The 15,559-nt window shown below is 53.3% G+C and carries 15 protein-coding genes; 2 read left to right on the top strand and 13 right to left on the bottom strand.

What is annotated here, in order from left to right; genetic code table 11:
• The 4 genes from pdhA to CHH28_RS12065 form a co-directional block, all read right to left on the bottom strand.
• On the bottom strand, window positions 1-1,068 hold the full coding sequence (pdhA, locus tag CHH28_RS12080; protein WP_094060545.1) for a pyruvate dehydrogenase (acetyl-transferring) E1 component subunit alpha: 1,068 nt from the start codon (window positions 1,066-1,068) through the stop codon (window positions 1-3).
• A complete protein-coding gene (locus tag CHH28_RS12075; protein ID WP_094060544.1) occupies window positions 1,056-2,138 on the bottom strand; it encodes a Glu/Leu/Phe/Val dehydrogenase family protein in 1,083 nt (360 codons plus the stop codon). The genes pdhA and CHH28_RS12075 overlap by 13 nt, the downstream gene beginning before the upstream one ends.
• A 494-nt stretch (window positions 2,139-2,632) precedes the next feature.
• Window positions 2,633-3,112: an FKBP-type peptidyl-prolyl cis-trans isomerase gene (locus CHH28_RS12070; protein ID WP_094060543.1), complete on the bottom strand. Its 480-nt coding sequence runs from the start codon at window positions 3,110-3,112 to the stop codon at window positions 2,633-2,635.
• Between the two features lie 393 nt (window positions 3,113-3,505).
• Entirely contained in the window at window positions 3,506-4,279 is a 774-nt protein-coding gene (locus CHH28_RS12065) for a DUF599 domain-containing protein (protein WP_199243898.1), read from the bottom strand.
• Window positions 4,280-4,481: 202 nt separating this feature from the next.
• Between CHH28_RS12065 and CHH28_RS12060 the strand changes: the two genes are divergently transcribed.
• Window positions 4,482-6,164 (top strand): amidohydrolase, encoded by a 1,683-nt coding sequence (locus CHH28_RS12060; protein ID WP_199243897.1) that lies wholly within the window; start codon window positions 4,482-4,484, stop codon window positions 6,162-6,164.
• Window positions 6,165-6,232: 68 nt separating this feature from the next.
• Here the strand turns inward: CHH28_RS12060 and CHH28_RS12055 are convergent, their stop codons facing one another.
• The gene (locus CHH28_RS12055; protein WP_094060542.1) at window positions 6,233-7,117 is read right to left on the bottom strand and encodes a LysR family transcriptional regulator; all 885 of its coding nucleotides are present in this window, start codon (window positions 7,115-7,117) and stop codon (window positions 6,233-6,235) included.
• A 128-nt stretch (window positions 7,118-7,245) separates the two neighbouring features.
• Between CHH28_RS12055 and CHH28_RS12050 the strand changes: the two genes are divergently transcribed.
• A complete protein-coding gene (locus tag CHH28_RS12050; protein WP_094060541.1) occupies window positions 7,246-8,499 on the top strand; it encodes a saccharopine dehydrogenase family protein in 1,254 nt (417 codons plus the stop codon).
• Between the two features lie 52 nt (window positions 8,500-8,551).
• Here CHH28_RS12050 and CHH28_RS12045 read toward each other — a convergent pair whose 3' ends face one another.
• From CHH28_RS12045 to CHH28_RS12010, 8 genes are all read right to left on the bottom strand, one after another.
• On the bottom strand, window positions 8,552-8,902 hold the full coding sequence (locus CHH28_RS12045) for a hypothetical protein (protein ID WP_094060540.1): 351 nt from the start codon (window positions 8,900-8,902) through the stop codon (window positions 8,552-8,554).
• A 15-nt stretch (window positions 8,903-8,917) separates the two neighbouring features.
• Window positions 8,918-9,589 (bottom strand): SDR family oxidoreductase, encoded by a 672-nt coding sequence (locus CHH28_RS12040; RefSeq protein ID WP_094060539.1) that lies wholly within the window; start codon window positions 9,587-9,589, stop codon window positions 8,918-8,920.
• Window positions 9,590-9,696: 107 nt separating this feature from the next.
• Window positions 9,697-10,848 carry an acyl-CoA desaturase gene (locus tag CHH28_RS12035; protein ID WP_094060538.1) on the bottom strand — a complete coding sequence of 384 codons (1,152 nt, stop codon included), beginning with the start codon at window positions 10,846-10,848 and terminating at the stop codon, window positions 9,697-9,699.
• Between the two features lie 192 nt (window positions 10,849-11,040).
• Entirely contained in the window at window positions 11,041-12,264 is a 1,224-nt protein-coding gene (gene nqrF, locus CHH28_RS12030) for an NADH:ubiquinone reductase (Na(+)-transporting) subunit F (protein ID WP_094060537.1), read from the bottom strand.
• 11 nt (window positions 12,265-12,275) lie between these two features.
• Complete coding sequence (gene nqrE / locus CHH28_RS12025) at window positions 12,276-12,890, bottom strand: NADH:ubiquinone reductase (Na(+)-transporting) subunit E (protein WP_094060536.1); 615 nt, start codon at window positions 12,888-12,890, stop codon at window positions 12,276-12,278.
• The gene (locus CHH28_RS12020) at window positions 12,890-13,552 is read right to left on the bottom strand and encodes an NADH:ubiquinone reductase (Na(+)-transporting) subunit D (protein WP_094060535.1); all 663 of its coding nucleotides are present in this window, start codon (window positions 13,550-13,552) and stop codon (window positions 12,890-12,892) included. The genes nqrE and CHH28_RS12020 overlap by 1 nt, the downstream gene beginning before the upstream one ends.
• Before the next feature lies 1 nt (window position 13,553).
• Window positions 13,554-14,357, bottom strand: coding sequence for a Na(+)-translocating NADH-quinone reductase subunit C (locus CHH28_RS12015; RefSeq protein ID WP_094060534.1), 804 nt, complete (start codon window positions 14,355-14,357; stop codon window positions 13,554-13,556).
• On the bottom strand, window positions 14,347-15,558 hold the full coding sequence (locus CHH28_RS12010; protein WP_094060533.1) for an NADH:ubiquinone reductase (Na(+)-transporting) subunit B: 1,212 nt from the start codon (window positions 15,556-15,558) through the stop codon (window positions 14,347-14,349). Before CHH28_RS12010 ends, CHH28_RS12015 begins: the two co-directional genes overlap by 11 nt.
• Between the last annotated feature and the right edge of the window lies 1 nt (window position 15,559).

Below are 15,559 nucleotides of genomic sequence, written 5' to 3'. Positions count from 1 at the left end.
CTATTCCCCCAGGCGGCGTTGACGCCGTTCAGCAAAGGTTTGTAGCTGACCATCCAGCACCGATGGCCAATCTGCGTACAAATAGTCAAACATGGCTTCCGGTGGTTGTTCGGGCATTTCTAAATAATGTTTCACCGCAGCTGCCACCGCATGTTGGCAATGCTCCTGCCACTGCTGCTCCAAGGCGTCGCTCCAGGCTCCCTGGCGCATCAGAAATTGTTTTAGGCGGGCGATGGGTTCGCGCTTCCAAGCCTGCTGTACTTCGTCATCGGGGCGATACCGGCTGGCATCGTCTGCGGTAGTATGGTCACTGAGGCGATAGCTGATGGCCTCAATTAACGTCGCTCCACCGCCGCTGCGGGCGCGCTCCAAAGCACGGGTGACCTCGTCCATCATGGCAATGGTGTCATTGCCATCGACCTGCAGCGACGGTATCCCCGCCCCGATGCCCTTCAGCGCCAGCGCGGTGGCTCCGCATTGTTGCTGCCGCGAAACCGAAATAGCCCATTGATTGTTGTTCAATACAAACACCACCGGCAGTTGCCAAACACCGGCCAGGTTCAGTGCTTCGAGAAAATCGCCCTTCGACGATGCGCCATCACCCAAGGTGCACACCACAGCCTGCGGCTTGTTTTGCAGCTGCAACGCACGCGCGGCGCCAACCGCATGACCGCATTGGGTCGCGATGGGCACACAAATAGGAAAATCCTGCGCTGGCCCGCCGGCGCTGCCACGCTCATCTCCGCCCCAATACAGCAATAGCTCGTGCATGCCACAGCCACGCATCAACTGGGTGCCGTGGTCGCGGTAATAAGGAACGAAAATGTCCTCGGCTTCCATCGCTTGGCCCAAGCTAACGCTGATCGCCTCCTGCCCGAGGCTGGAAGGATAGGTGCCACATTGGCCAGTGCGCTGCAGCGCGATGGCCTTTTGGTCAAACAGACGCGTCAGCACCATCCAGCGATAGCACTCCAACAATGGCTCCATCTCATGCGCCCACAACGGTAACTCGTGGCACGCTTGGCCGTCGTCGTCCAAGTAGCGAATCACAGTGGCTAGAGATTCCATAATGCCTCCCGCTCCAATCCTTGCTGCGTGGTAGAAAACTGCCCCAGTGCAATGGCCTCATCGGCCAGCGCATCGGCCACCACATTCACCGGGTGCTGACGCTGCTCCGACAGCTCCACTATTTCTTGCAAACGACTGGGGATTTGTTCGATTTGCTCCGCAATGCGATCGTCAGACCAGCCATGGTAGCGCCCAGCGGCAAACATCAAACCACCGGCATTGACCAAATAATCGGGAGCAAAGACGATGTTTCGCTGTTGCAACTCAGCGCCGATCTGTGCCGTGGCCAGTTGATTATTGGCCGCACCAACAATCGCCTGACATTGCAACGCGTCCACTGTTTCTGCGGATATGATTGCTCCCAATGCACACGGTGCGAGCACGTCGACCGGTTGCTGCAGGATTTGATCCGGCGCCACTACGGTCGCGCCAAGTTGTTGTGCGACTTTGCAGCGCTCAGCGTCCAAGTCACTGACCCATACTTGCGCCCCGGCAACTAACAGTCGTTCAGCCAGAGACATGCCCACATGCCCGAGGCCTTGAATGGCGATGCGACTGGAGCCAATGCTCTGCCCCAAAATTTGAGTGATGACCTGCTCCATCGACAGAAAAACGCCGCGTGCAGTGTGCGGTGACGGATCGCCAATTTGGCTGTGGCTCGCCACATGGCGAGTGTGCTTAAACACGTCGTCCATATCGCCGACTTGCGTGCCAGCGTCCATGGCAGTGATGTACTCACCTGACAGGCGTTCGACACATAAGCCAAACCAACGGAACAGTGCCTGACGATCGAATACCCCCTCCGGCATCATGATGACCGCTTTGCCACCGCCCAAATCCAGGCCTGCCAGCGCCGCTTTGCGACTCATGCCCTGAGCCAAGCGCACAGCATCATTCAATGCCGCTTGGTCGCTGCTGTAGGGCACGAAGCGACAACCGCCCAGTGCCGGCCCTCGCTGAGTGGAATGAACGGCAACAATGGCACGCCAAGGCGCCTGCGGGTTGCTGCTAGGGGAATGTGCGAAGCTGTGCACCGCTTCGCAGCGATGCTGAACGATAGGATCAAACATGGCTTACCTCCGGCTTATGGCCGATTGCTAACACCTGGTAGATGGCTTGTGGCCGCACCAGATTTAAGAGCCTGCTGTATTGAACCGATAAACCAGTGGCACCAGTGTGGGCTTTGTTATTCACTGGGCGAGCATGGTTTTGAATGTAATAGAATTAGCGCATTGGCCGATCTAACGACAAGCAAAGTCGGTTTTTTAGAACAAAACCGACTGAATAGCACAAAGCTTATTAGGGCCTGTTAACGCTAGTTAGCTCTTTGCTGCTGGTAGTCAGTTTTCCTTGGGTAAGGCATAAAGAGCGTTGTTTAACGGTTTAAATAAGCAACGAATAACGCGACTAAGGGAAAAACAGACGCCAGCCCTTCGGGGTATGGCCGAAAAGCCCTCAAACTGTGTTGCGGATCCTTAATTTAACGCGTTGAACATCACTCTTCGCGCCTTGATTAAGGGCTGTTCAGCTCATAACAGCGTGATCGAAACAGCGTTCACAGGCCCTAGCCTACCTTCAGCAGTTCAATGTCAAAAATCAGCGTTGAATAAGGCAAGATTTTGCCAGCCTGGCGACGGCCATAAGCCAACTGCTGAGGCACCACCAACCGAACGCGATCGCCCTCAACCAGTTGCGTGAGCCCTTGCTGCCAGCCGGCGATGACTTGGTTCAGACTCAGCTGCAGCGGCTCATTCCGTTGACGCGAACAATCGAATACCGTGCCGTCCACCAAGGTGCCGGTGTAGTGCACAAGAATGGTCTGGTTCAGCGTCGGAGAGTGCGAGCCTTGGCCACGCTGTAAATACTCTAGCAGGACGCCATCGCCGACTTCTGTCACCTCATCACGTTGGCGTTGCTGTTGCCAATAATCCTCGCCTTGCTGTCGATTGGCTTGCCAGCTCTGGCCTTTCTTTTTGGCATTGCTCCAGCCATACCATACCAACCCAGCCACCACGGCCGCCGCCACCACGTTCATTGCATCCATCGTTTTTCCACACTGACAAGAGTTCGCTCGAGTGTAACTCAGTTATGCAGATAAGTAGTTGCTAGGGCCTGTTAACACTATTTAGGTCTTTGCTGCTGGATGTCTGTTTTTTCTTGAGTAAGGCATGAGGAGTGTGGTTTGGTGGGTTAAACAAGCAAAGAATAACGCGACTCAGGGAAAAAACAGACGCCAGCCCTTCGGGGTATGACTGAAAACCCTTCAATCTGTGTTGCTCATCCTTCATTTAACTCGTTAAACATCCATCTTCGCGCCTTGATTGAAGGGTTTTCAGCTCATAACAGCGTGATCGAAATAGTGTTAACAGGCCCTGGGCTGGTTATCAATCGCGACGCGGACAGCTAAACACGAGTTTTTTCCGCCCGATGCGCAGCTTTAAACCGCCGGATCGTCGGGCTTTTTCAGCGAGCGGCGATACAGGTCTTTGTCATCATGGAACAAGCGCTCCCCGACATTTTCGACTTGCTTCAACGCTTTTAATGACGCCGAGCGGAACTCGCGTTGGAACAAGACACCCACCACCGCGGTGGCAGCGGCGATAAAATACCAAGGCCCTAAGAACCAACTCACAGCGGCCAGTGAATAATAAAACGCTCGCAATCCGTAGTTATAACTGTGACTGGCTTGGTCGATCACTTTTGCCGCATAAATGGCGAAATTGCGCCGCTCATTTGCGGTCACGCTGTCATCATCCGGCGCAGGTGCTGCCCCGACTAATACCGAGGCAAAACCAAACTGGCGCATCGACCAAGTAAAGGTGAAAAAGGCATAAATAAAAATGCCAATTAATAATAAGATTTTCAGCTCGACCAATAGAATCGAGCTGTCGGCGGCAAAATAGATATCGGCAATCACATCGTGAATTTGCTCAGCGACGGACAACGCGGTCAGCAAACCGGCCAGCACCAGCACACAAGACGACGCGAAAAAGGTGACGTTGCGTTCCAGGTTCGACAGCAATGCGGCGTCGCTGACCCGCAATTCTCGCACTAACAAGCGCCGCATCCAGTTGATCCGATGAACATGCAGCACCGACGACAGCGATGCGGTATTTTTAGCGCGACGTTTAGCAAACAGTGAATAGGCAATCCAACACACCAAAAACCAAGCCAGCGCCGCCCAGTCCATCCAACTGATGTAATTACTCATGCTTGCTCCAGTCACACACCTTCAACATACCCATAGGTTATCGTCTTTAGGGCACACTCTAGCGGCCCAGACGCAGCTACACTAGCCAGTACACTACGTGCGGGAAACTACGCAGGCTGGCGCACTCTCAAAAATCTGGATAGCCACTCATTTTGGGCGATTCTCTGCCTGACCTAAGCTGGCCAAAAACGCCGAGGTCATTATGAAACCCACCACCTTGTTACTCGCCAGTATGGCACTGTTAGGCTGCCAAGCCAGTTCCTCCAGCCCCAGCTCTGCAGCTCAGGGCATCACTGTGTTTACCAATGCCGAGCTGATTACCATGGCAACAGACGCGCCGACAGCTACTGGTGCAGACACCCTGGTGGTACGCGACAATCGTATTGATTACATCGGCACCCTAGCGCAAGCACAGCAGCAATACGGTGCAGACATCAACGTCATCGACCTAGAGGGTCTGACCCTGATGCCTGGCATACACGACAGCCATGTCCACGCTCTTGAAGCCGGAGCCGAGGTCGGCGGCAACTGCTGGCTGCAAGGCGATACGCTGGCAGACATTCGCCAACCCTTACTGGATTGCCGCCAACGCCAAACTGGTAGCCACTGGCTCACGGCCTACGGCCATGAACTGCATTGGTTATTGGAGCATGAGAATCCCAGAGCCTTGCTGGACCAATGGATCAGCGACCGCCCAGTGGTGGTCATGGAGCAAAGCTCTCATTCCGCCTGGGTTAACTCGAAAGCACTGGCGGAGCTGGGTTTTGATGACAGATCGGATAACCCAGCGGGCGGCATTATCCTGCGAGATCCACAAGGGCGTGCCAACGGCATATTGCTGGAGACTGCGGCCGAAGCAGCCTTTGATCAGGCGTACAAGCCCACCGACGACAGCTTCGACTTGTACTACGACGGTTTGATGTGGGCGATGGAAGAAATGTCACGGCATGGCATCACCGCCATTGCCGATGCCCGTGTTTATTGGCAGCGCGGCTGGCTCGACGTGTGGCAACAAGCGGAGCAAGATCAAACCTTAACCACGCGCGTTAACCTCGGATTATGGGCCTACCCGCTGATGGCCGACGGTATTCAATTGGAATATTTAAAGCGCCAGTTTCGTTACGACCCAGAACGATTATTGCAAATCAACCAGATCAAAATTTACAGCGATGGCATCATCCACAACACCACCGCAGCACTGAAAGCCCCATACGATTACAGCTTGGATGGCGTCCCGGCCACAGGGGTGAATTATTTTACCCAAGCCAGATTGGCCAACTACATTGCTGCGCTGCAACAGACAGGGTTCGATTTTCACATACACAGCATTGGTGATCGCGGTATTCATGAAGCACTCAATGCCATTGAGGCTAATGCCAACGCACAGCGCAGGCATCGACTCACTCATGTGGAGATGATCGACGATCAAGACCTGCCACGCTTTGCTCAGTTGGGTGTCATTGCCGACATGCAAGTGGCAGGAGACTTTACCTTGCCGCAAAACTTTCACTGGCAAATACCTTACATTGGCCAGCGCATTGACACCGCGTATCGCCTAAAAGACTTGGTCGACAGTGGTGCCCATGTGGTGCTGAGCAGCGATTGGACCGTCAGCAGTTTGAACCCATTTATTGGCATTCATAATGTCGTCAATCGCGGCGAGCAAAGCATCAGTGTCGAGCAAGCACTGGCGGCGTACACGCGCGATGCCGCCTATTTAATGCGCAGCGAGCAGCGCACCGGTACCTTAGAGGTGGGAAAACTGGCGGACCTAATCGTTATTGACCGCAATCCGTTGCGCATTGATCCGTCACAGATTAAACACACGCAGGTATTAATGACCATGATGAACGGCGTTGTGCGCTACCAACATCCGGACTATTAACTCTGCATCTAGCAGCGCTGCTCACTCAACCGACACTCAATGTGTCGGTGCTGTAGAAAACATTGGTGTTAATCTCGACCTGGCATGCAGCTGCGCACACAGCGCAGCAGCGATGCCATTTCTGCATAGTCCTCAAACCCGGTTGGCCACAACAGTTGCAAACGACGAGTAATGCTGTCGGGCTCAAAGCTGGGATAAAACACCTGCAAACTGTGTTGCTCGATTTCTTGCATTACCGCCTGTAGCGGCAACACCGCGTATCCCTGCCCGTTGAGCAACAGCTGCTTTACCAGGGCCAAATCATCCAACAGCCAAGCATTATCGTTCATGCCCTCATCTGGCTGGTCGAGCTCAGTGGCGTGACTGACCCAAACCAGCTCTCGTTGTTGGCACAGCTCGGCTTCGTTCGGCATCGGCGACAACGACTGCAGCCATGCTGGGCTGGCGATATAGCCTTCGTCGATGCGGCCGACACGCTGATAACTAATTTGGTGAATATGATCCTGATGTTCGAACGCCACGGCCAGCTGCAGCTGTTGTTGTTGCAACGCCTCGACCAATGCTCGGTGCGAGTACTGACACACGTCTAACTGGCGCTGCGGCCATTGGTGTTGCCATTCGATCAGTGCCGGTGTCAGCATGCTGGCCGGAATGCACTCCTCCACCCCAATCGACAGCGTCCACAGTTGCTGAGCAGCCAGCGCTTGTGTGCGCCGCTGGATCGCTTGCAACTGCTGCCAGGCTTGTCTGGCCCAAGGCAACCACTGCTTGGCTTGCTCGGTTGGAATCGCACGATTGCCAGTACGCTGAAACAACTCAAGACCGGTATCGGCCTCTAGTTCAGCCATCCATTGACTCAGTTGCGGTTGTCCTCGCCCCAAGCGCCTGGCCGCCGCAGACAAAGAGCCTGTTTCCATGACGGCGACAAAGGTTTCTAAATGTTTGGTTTCCATACTTGCCTGTTAAAAAACGGATAATTAAGTCGAGTAAACGCCGTCGACAATTGCGCAAATGACCCTTATCTCATGTGCCAAAGGCTGCTAACTTGTGGCCCACATTTCAGCATAGGTCGAGGGATATTATGGCAGCGCAATATGATCTGGTGGTATTTGGGGCCACCAGTTTTGTTGGTCAGATACTGAGTCACTACCTGGCGCAACAGTTTGGCTTAAATGGCGAGTTAACTTGGGCCATTGCTGGCCGCTCTGAACGTAAGTTGCAAGCGCTTCGCGGCAGCCTGCTGCAAGAACTCGGCGACGATGCCAAACACCTTCCAATCATCGTGGCCGATGCCAGCGACGAGACAGCCTTACAACAATTGTGCAACAACACTCGCGTGGTCGTCTCCACCGTTGGCCCCTATGCCCTGTACGGTGAAACACTGGTAAAAACTTGTGCTGCCACAGGTACCGACTACTGCGACTTGACCGGCGAGCCACAATGGATTCGCGCCATGATTGATCGCTATCAGGATCAGGCAGTCGCCTCCGGTGCACGCATTGTCCATTGCTGTGGTTTTGACTCGATTCCCTCAGACATGGGGGTTTACCACTTACAGCAGCAAGCGCAGCAACAATTCGGCCAAAGCGCAAAACGAGTAAAAATGCGTGTTAAAGCCGCGAAAGGCGGAATGTCCGGCGGGACCGTTGCCAGTATTGTCAACTTAACCAAAGAAGCCGTGGCCGATCCCGGTCTGCGCAAACAACTGGCCAACCCGTTTGCACTATGCCCTGCAGGACACGGCTTTAGCGCGCGCCAACCCAATCAAAAAGGCGCGCAGTTTGACCGTGATTTTAACGCCTGGTCGACGCCCTTTATCATGGCAGCCATCAACACCCGCATTGTGCATCGCAGTAATGCATTGCGCGAAAATGCCTACGGCGCGGATTTTGTCTATGACGAGGCCATGTTAACTGGCCGCGGAGGAAAAGGACGAATAATGGCGGGCGCCATTGTTGCTGGTTTAGCGGCCTTTATGGCGGGCGCCGCCATCAAACCGAGTCGCTGGTTATTGGAAAAAACCGTGTTACCCAAACCCGGTGAAGGACCGAGTCCAGAAGATCAGCTAAACGGATTTTTCGATATTCGCTTCCAAGGCACCGATGCGAACGGCAATACCATCACCACCAAAGTCACCGGCGATCGCGACCCAGGCTATGGCTCAACCGGTAAAATGCTGGGCCAAGCGGCGGCGGCCTTGGCATTGGATTACCATAAAGACAAAGAAAAAGTCGGCAAGGATGGTGGTTTCTGGACACCGGCATCCATCTTTGATGAGCGCTTTATTGAACGCCTGACAGAGCATGCAGGCCTAACATTTGAAGTACTGGATTGAGCCAATAAAAAACGGCCTCTTAGAGGCCGTTTTTTATGCTGCTGTTAGGCGATCAATGGTCGTCAAAATCCACCGCCAAGTACAAAGCGGCTTGCGGGAATTGCGCCGGGTAACACAAAAAGAATTGTGTTCCTTCCTCTAGTTGCCACCAGCAGGCAGCGTTGCGTGGCACATCGGCCAGCTCAACGCGCTCTATGCAGTAATTCAGTAGCAGTGATTCCGTTTCCGGAAACTGCGCGGTGAAATCCTCAGGCACCCCTTCCACCGCACTTTCCAGTGCTTGCCCATCTTCCAGCTTTTGCAATTTGTCAGCCCAGCTAGGGTCTTGGCTGCATTCAAATAAGAAATCGGCCTGGTAGCGAGTGTGTAGTTTTTTCTCAATACGAGGTTTACGTGATGTCATGTGTTTTCCTAATAGTTACCAGGGTAAAAGGTCGCCGCTGGCGTGCCAGAACGAACCCGTATTTTCCAACGTCAGTCCGTCGATGCGAGCAATGAGACCCTCAGCAGATTGCTCTGGTGTAACGTCGCCATTAAAGCCAACCATGCGCGTTTGCACAAAGCCAGGATGCAAAACAGCGACTGCGATGCCTTCAGCGTGTAAATCCAGCGCCAGACTTTTACTCATGGCATTCAAGGCCGCCTTTGACGCCCGATAACCATAATACTGTCCCGAGGTGTTGTCGCTGATCGACCCCATACGGCTGGTGATATTGATCACTTTGCTGCCTTGGCTGAGTAGAGGCTTTAACTGCACCGTCAATGCAATCGGTGCCAAACTGTTCACTTCAAACTGTTGTCGAACCGAATCCGCATCCCACTGAGTCAGTGATTCATTGTGAAACACACCGGCATTATTGATCAGCACATCGACGCTGCCGTCGAGCATCTCCGTCAAAACCGTCGCCAAACCGGCAAGGCTGGCTTCGTCGGTCACATCAATGCCGGTGATGATCTGATCGCACACCTGTTCCAGTTCATCGCTGCTATCGCGACAGATGGCGGTGATGCGATCACCGCGTGCGGCGAGTTGTTGAGCCAGCGCCAAACCAATACCACGGTTGGCGCCTGTAATCACAATGTTAGCCATAGCAAACCTCGTCGTTAATCTGCGCACATACTAACGCGCCCGCAGTGGCTCGGCCAGATAAGTACCCAGCCCTAAACAATAAAGCCCCCAGTGGGGGCTTTATGGCATTAACTTGGTGCGAATTGCGCCATCATAATTTTCAGGCGCTTTTGCTGCATTTTTAGGGAATACTCCAGCTCTTGATAGCGAGTACGCAATGCGGCTTTTTCCCAGCGGCCTTGCCAACGACCTTGAAAATTACGTCGGGTTTGCTCGTAACGACCGGCTTGCAGCTCCTTCCATTCAGCCAGCATGGCTTTGAACTGCTCGTATTCTTTTTCCAGCAACACCGACCATTGTTCACGATTGGCGCTGGCCGCCAGTTTTTCCTGTGCGCGTTTAAACTGCATATCCAAACGTGCGCGCTGGATTTTAAAGTCCGGCACCACCCGCAGATTACGCGCCAACCCAACCATGGCGCAGCCTTTAATCAGCCACTTGGTTGGGTCCCACTGCCACCATTTAATGCCATTGCGATAGTCATTTTGGAAAATATGGTGGTAGTTGTGATATCCCTCGCCAAACGTCAAAAAGGCAAAAAAGTGGTTATCGCGCGCGGTATTTTCATCGGTGTACGGTTGTGAACCCCATTTGTGGGCGATGGAGTTAATAAAGAAGGTGAAGTGATGAGTGGTCACGATACGCAGGAAACCGGCCAACAAAATCATGCCCCATAAATCTGAGAACACTAGGCCCAAGCCGATGGGGATAACAACGTTCATGGCCACAGCAATAGGCACATAATACTTGTACTGCCACATGACGATGGGGTCTTTGGTCAGGTTCTTCACATTGTCAAAGTTCACCTCACCGCTGGGGTAATGACGCAGCATCCAACCCATGTGGGAAAACCACAGCCCACGCTTTGCTGAGTACGGGTCCAAGTCCACCTCATCGACATGGCGGTGATGGACGCGATGACCAGAACTCCAGTGCAAGATGGTGTTCTGCAACGCCATGGCGCCGAACAAAGCAAACAGTAGGCGCACACTCCAATGTGCTTCGTAGGCGTTGTGCGCCCACAAGCGGTGATACCCTGCGGTAATCGCCAGCTCGGTCAGTGATGTCAGCACTATGTAAGCGACAATCGCTGCCAGGCTATAGCCATAGCTAAAGCCATACCAAGGCACCACCGTCAGCGCGACCAGTGCAGTCACGGAGAACATAATGGCCGGCACCCAGTTGATCGGCGCATTATCGAAAGTATGTTGTTCAGACATAGAAGATCTCAGGGAGAATGCAATCGCACAATGATAGCGGATAGCCGGGCCAGCCTCCATGGGCGGTACCGCCATGACAGCGGCAAATCGAGCGTTGCCTTGATCTGCGGCGTTTTAACTGACCTGTGCCCAAGTGGAAAAGATAACTGCAGGCACAAAAAAGCCCGGTTAAAACCGGGCTTTTTCTATGGCTTAACCGCCAAAGTCATCCAGCATGATGTTTTCAGGCTCAACGCCCATATTTTCCAACATCTGGATAACCGATTGGTTCATGATCGGCGGTCCACACATGTAGAACTCACAATCCTCGGGTGCCGGATGGTCCTTCAGGTACTGCTCGTACAATACATTGTGAATAAAGCCGGTCAGACCAGTCCAGTTGTCTTCAGGCTGCGGGTCAGACATGGCCACATGCCATTGGAAGTTGTCATTTTCCGCGGCGAGCATGTCGTACTCGTCTTGGTAGAACAACTCGCGCAATGAACGAGCACCGTACCAGAAGCTGATCTTACGCTTCGACTTCAGACGCTTGAGCTGGTCAAAGATGTGAGAACGCATTGGCGCCATACCAGCACCACCGCCCACAAAGACCATTTCTGCGTCAGTGTCTTTGGCGAAGAACTCACCGAATGGGCCGTACACCGTGACTTTGTCGCCTGGCTTCAGGTTGAAGACGTAAGACGACATGATGCCCGGCGGAATGTCCTTAGAGCCTGGAGGCGGCGTCGCAATACGAATATTGAACTTCACCACGCCCTTCTCTTCTGGGTAGTTCGCCATCGAGTAGGCGCGAATTACGTCTTCTTTGTTCACCGCTTTCAGGTCAAAGAAGCCGAAACGTTCCCAGTCACCACGGTACTCTTCCTGAATGTCGAAGTCCGAGAAGTTGATTTCGTACGCTGGGCATTCCAGCTGTACATAACCACCGGCGCGGAAGTCAACGTTTTCGCCGTCAGGCAGCTTCAGAGTCAGCTCTTTGATGAAGGTCGCCACGTTCGGGTTCGATACCACAGTGGTTTCCCATTTCTTAACACCAAAGACTTCCTCTGGTACTTCAACGTGCATGTCCTGCTTCACCGGAGCCTGACACGACAAGCGCCAGCCTTCGCGGGCCTCCCCCTTGGTAAAGTGCGACTCTTCCGTTGGCAGCATCGAGCCGCCACCTTCGGTGATGCGACACTTACACTGCGCACAGGTACCACCACCACCACACGCGGACGACAGGAATACACCATTGGCTGCTAGGGTCCCCAGCAGCTTGCCACCGGCTTCGGTTTCGATCTCACGCTCACCGTTGATCAGGATTTTTACATTACCTGAACTCACCAGCTTGGCACGGGCACTCAAAATGACGGCCACCAGTGACAATACGATCACGGTGAACATCACGACGCCTAAGATAATCTCGATATCCATTACCTAACTCCTTACAGTGATACGCCAGAGAAAGACATGAAGCCGAGAGACATCAGGCCTACCGTCATAAAGGTAATGCCCAAGCCCTGCAGGCCAGCGGGTACATCGCTGTACTTCATTTTTTCGCGGATACCTGCCAGTGAGGCAATCGCCAACGCCCAGCCGAGGCCAGCACCAACGCCATACACCACACTTTCACCGAGGTTGTAATCACGCTCGACCATGAACAAAGACGCACCCATGATGGCGCAGTTCACGGTGATCAGTGGCAAGAATACGCCCAATGCGTTGTACAGAGCAGGAACGTACTTATCCAGTACCATTTCCAGAATCTGTACCATGGCTGCGATCACGCCGATGTAGGTCAACAAGCCCAAAAAGCTCAGATCGACAGTGGCGAAGTCGTCGCTAATCCAGGTCATCGCGCCTTCTTTCAAGAGACCGGTATAAATCAGGTTGTTCACCGGTACCGTGATGGCCAGTACCAGAATCACCGCAATACCAAGGCCGATGGCAGTTTGAATCTTCTTCGAGATGGCCAGGAAGGTACACATCCCCAAGAAGAAGGCCAGCGCCATGTTTTCAACAAAAACCGCCTTAACGAACAGGCTGAGGAAATGTTCCATTAGTGTCCCCCTGAGTGTTCAGTGTTAGGCAGAATTTTAAAGTCTGGCTCTTCCACCTGATCTTTCTTCCAGCTGCGCAATGCCCAGATGAACAGACCGATGATGAAGAACGCGGACGGTGGCAACAGCAGCAAACCGTTAGATTGATACCAGCCACCACTTGTAATCAGTGGCATGATCTCGTAACCGAGCAGCGTTCCAGCGCCAAACAACTCGCGCACAGTCGCCACCACAATCAATACGACGGAGTATCCCAAGCCGTTACCGACACCATCAAAGAAGCTCAGCACTGGGCCGTTTTTCATGGCAAAGGCTTCAGCACGGCCCATCACGATGCAGTTGGTGATGATCAAACCCACAAATACCGACAGCTGCTTACTGATCTCGTAGGCATAGGCTTTAAGGATCTGATCGACCACAATCACCAACGAGGCGATGATGATCATCTGCACAATAATCCGAATGTTGTTCGGGATATGGTTGCGAATCAGCGACACGCCGACGTTAGAAAACGACGTTACCGCAATCACTGCCAAACACATCACCAACGTCACTTGCAAGCTGGTGGTCACCGCCAACGCCGAACAGATACCCAGGATCTGCAGGGCAATCGGGTTTTTATTAAATAAGGGTTCGGTCAGAACATTTTTGATCTCAGACACCTTAAGCCCCCTGTGATTTCATTTGATGAAGCAGCTTGCCAAAGGCTTGCTCGCCGACCCAGTAACGTACCAGGTTATTAACACCACGACTGGTTAAAGTGGCACCACTTAGGCCATCAACCTTGTGCTCAGAGCCTTGCGGTGCCTCACCTTTGACCACTTCAATGGCTAGCTGGCCCTGCTCGTTATACAACTGCTTACCAACCCATTTACCCTTCCATAATGGATTGTCAACCTCACCACCCAATCCAGGAGTTTCACCATGTGAGTAGAAACCCAGTCCTTCAACAGTTTCCAAGTCACCCTTCAAGGCAATGAAGCCGTACAAAGTCGACCACAGGCCATAGCCATGCACTGGCAAGATCAGTTTCTCTAAACTGTCTCCGCGCTCAACCATATAAACGGACGCAAACTTGGAGCGGCGCTTAATACTGGCAGGGTCTTCACTGCCAGCCAGCTTGCTCGACAGCTCTGGCATCTGCGATGCCTTGCGCTGATCAAACTTGCTGATATCGGTCAGACCCATCAGCTGCTTGATTTCTTCGATTTCAGCATCATTGGCAAAGCGGCCTTCTTCCAGGTTAACGATGCGCGTCGTTACCTGTTTAAACTGCTCGGTGATGCTCAGACTGTCGTCTAACAGGCCCGCGGCAGCGAGGATATTCTTTTTCATATCCTCGGTTTTGTTGGCCTGCTGCAGTGGCTTCAGTGATACGGCGGCACTGGCAACAATGACCGAGCACACCAAACACAGCAACACAGCCACGATCAGAGTTTTTTGGATGCTATCGTTGTTAGCTGACACGAGCGATCCTCCGCTTGACGTTGGATTGCACCACAAAGTGGTCGATCAATGGGGCAAAGAGGTTGGCAAACAAGATCGCCAGCATCATGCCTTCCGGATACGCCGGGTTCGCCACCCGAATCATCACCACCATTAAGCCAATCAGGGCACCAAAGTAGAACTTGCCGGTATTGGTCATCGACGCCGACACAGGATCAGTGGCCATAAAGATCATGCCAAAGGCAAATCCACCCAGCACCAAGTGCCAGTACCAAGGCAGCGCAAACAGCGCATTGGTGTCCGAGCCAATGGCATTGAACAGCCAAGTGGTCGCCACCATGCCGACAAACACACCCAACACGATGCGCCAGCTGGCAATGCCCATGGTCAACAGCACCACACCCGCCAGCAAAATGGCCAAGGTGCTGGTTTCACCCATAGAGCCTTGAATGGTGCCAAAGAAGGCATCAAACCAAGTCACACCACCGTCGAGGATCGCCTGCACTCCACCTTCTTGAGCATTGCTCAGAGGCGTTGCACCAGAGAAACCATCTACCGCAGTCCATACTGAGTTACCCGACAAATCCGCTGGGTATGCAAAGAACAGGAAGGCACGCCCGGTCAGCGCTGGGTTGAGGAAGTTTTTGCCGGTACCGCCAAAGATTTCCTTACCAATCACCACACCAAAGCTAATGCCGAGCGCCACTTGCCACAGCGGAATGCTGGGCGGCAGAATCAGTGCAAACAGGATAGAGGTGACAAAGAAGCCTTCGTTCACTTCGTGCTTACGCACCACGGCAAACAGCACTTCCCAGAAGCCGCCCACCGCGAACGTCACGGCGTAGACTGGCAGAAAGTAAGCCGCACCAAAGGCAAAGTTATCCCAGAAACTGGCCGGGTTATGCCCGCCACCGCCCAACAGAGCGATCAGCATTTCACGCCAGCCTTCAATCGCAGTACCGGCACCGGCCGCAATGGCTTCATTAGCCTGCAAACCGATGTTGTACATGCCAAAGAACATGGCTGGGAAGGTACACACCCACACAGTAATCATGATGCGTTTCAGGTCGATGCCGTCACGCACATGGGCTGTGTTGTTGGTCACATTGGGTGGGTGGTACAGACCGGTATCCACTGCTTCGTACAATGGATACAGTTTTTCGTACTTACCGCCTTTTTCAAAGTGCGGTGCCATTTTATCGAATGTTGCTCGAAGTCCCATG

Origin of the sequence: Bacterioplanes sanyensis (genome assembly GCF_002237535.1) — a bacterium.
Taxonomy (GTDB): Bacteria; Pseudomonadota; Gammaproteobacteria; order Pseudomonadales; family Oceanobacteraceae; genus Bacterioplanes; species Bacterioplanes sanyensis_A.
The sequence above is the reverse complement of the archived record's forward strand: the minus strand, read 5'-3'. Positions and strand labels throughout refer to the sequence as shown.

Bases quoted from the DNA above. Each gene is read 5' to 3' on its own strand.
- pdhA (WP_094060545.1), bottom strand. From the start codon at position 1,068: ATGGAATCTCTAGCCACTGTGATTCGCTACTTGGACGACGACGGCCAA.
- CHH28_RS12075 (WP_094060544.1), bottom strand. From the start codon at position 2,138: ATGTTTGATCCTATCGTTCAGCATCGCTGCGAAGCGGTGCACAGCTTC.
- CHH28_RS12070 (WP_094060543.1), bottom strand. From the start codon at position 3,112: ATGGATGCAATGAACGTGGTGGCGGCGGCCGTGGTGGCTGGGTTGGTA.
- CHH28_RS12065 (WP_199243898.1), bottom strand. From the start codon at position 4,279: ATGAGTAATTACATCAGTTGGATGGACTGGGCGGCGCTGGCTTGGTTT.
- CHH28_RS12060 (WP_199243897.1), top strand. From the start codon at position 4,482: ATGAAACCCACCACCTTGTTACTCGCCAGTATGGCACTGTTAGGCTGC.
- CHH28_RS12055 (WP_094060542.1), bottom strand. From the start codon at position 7,117: ATGGAAACCAAACATTTAGAAACCTTTGTCGCCGTCATGGAAACAGGC.
- CHH28_RS12050 (WP_094060541.1), top strand. From the start codon at position 7,246: ATGGCAGCGCAATATGATCTGGTGGTATTTGGGGCCACCAGTTTTGTT.
- CHH28_RS12045 (WP_094060540.1), bottom strand. From the start codon at position 8,902: ATGACATCACGTAAACCTCGTATTGAGAAAAAACTACACACTCGCTAC.
- CHH28_RS12040 (WP_094060539.1), bottom strand. From the start codon at position 9,589: ATGGCTAACATTGTGATTACAGGCGCCAACCGTGGTATTGGTTTGGCG.
- CHH28_RS12035 (WP_094060538.1), bottom strand. From the start codon at position 10,848: ATGTCTGAACAACATACTTTCGATAATGCGCCGATCAACTGGGTGCCG.
- nqrF (WP_094060537.1), bottom strand. From the start codon at position 12,264: ATGGATATCGAGATTATCTTAGGCGTCGTGATGTTCACCGTGATCGTA.
- nqrE (WP_094060536.1), bottom strand. From the start codon at position 12,890: ATGGAACATTTCCTCAGCCTGTTCGTTAAGGCGGTTTTTGTTGAAAAC.
- CHH28_RS12010 (WP_094060533.1), bottom strand. From the start codon at position 15,558: ATGGGACTTCGAGCAACATTCGATAAAATGGCACCGCACTTTGAAAAA.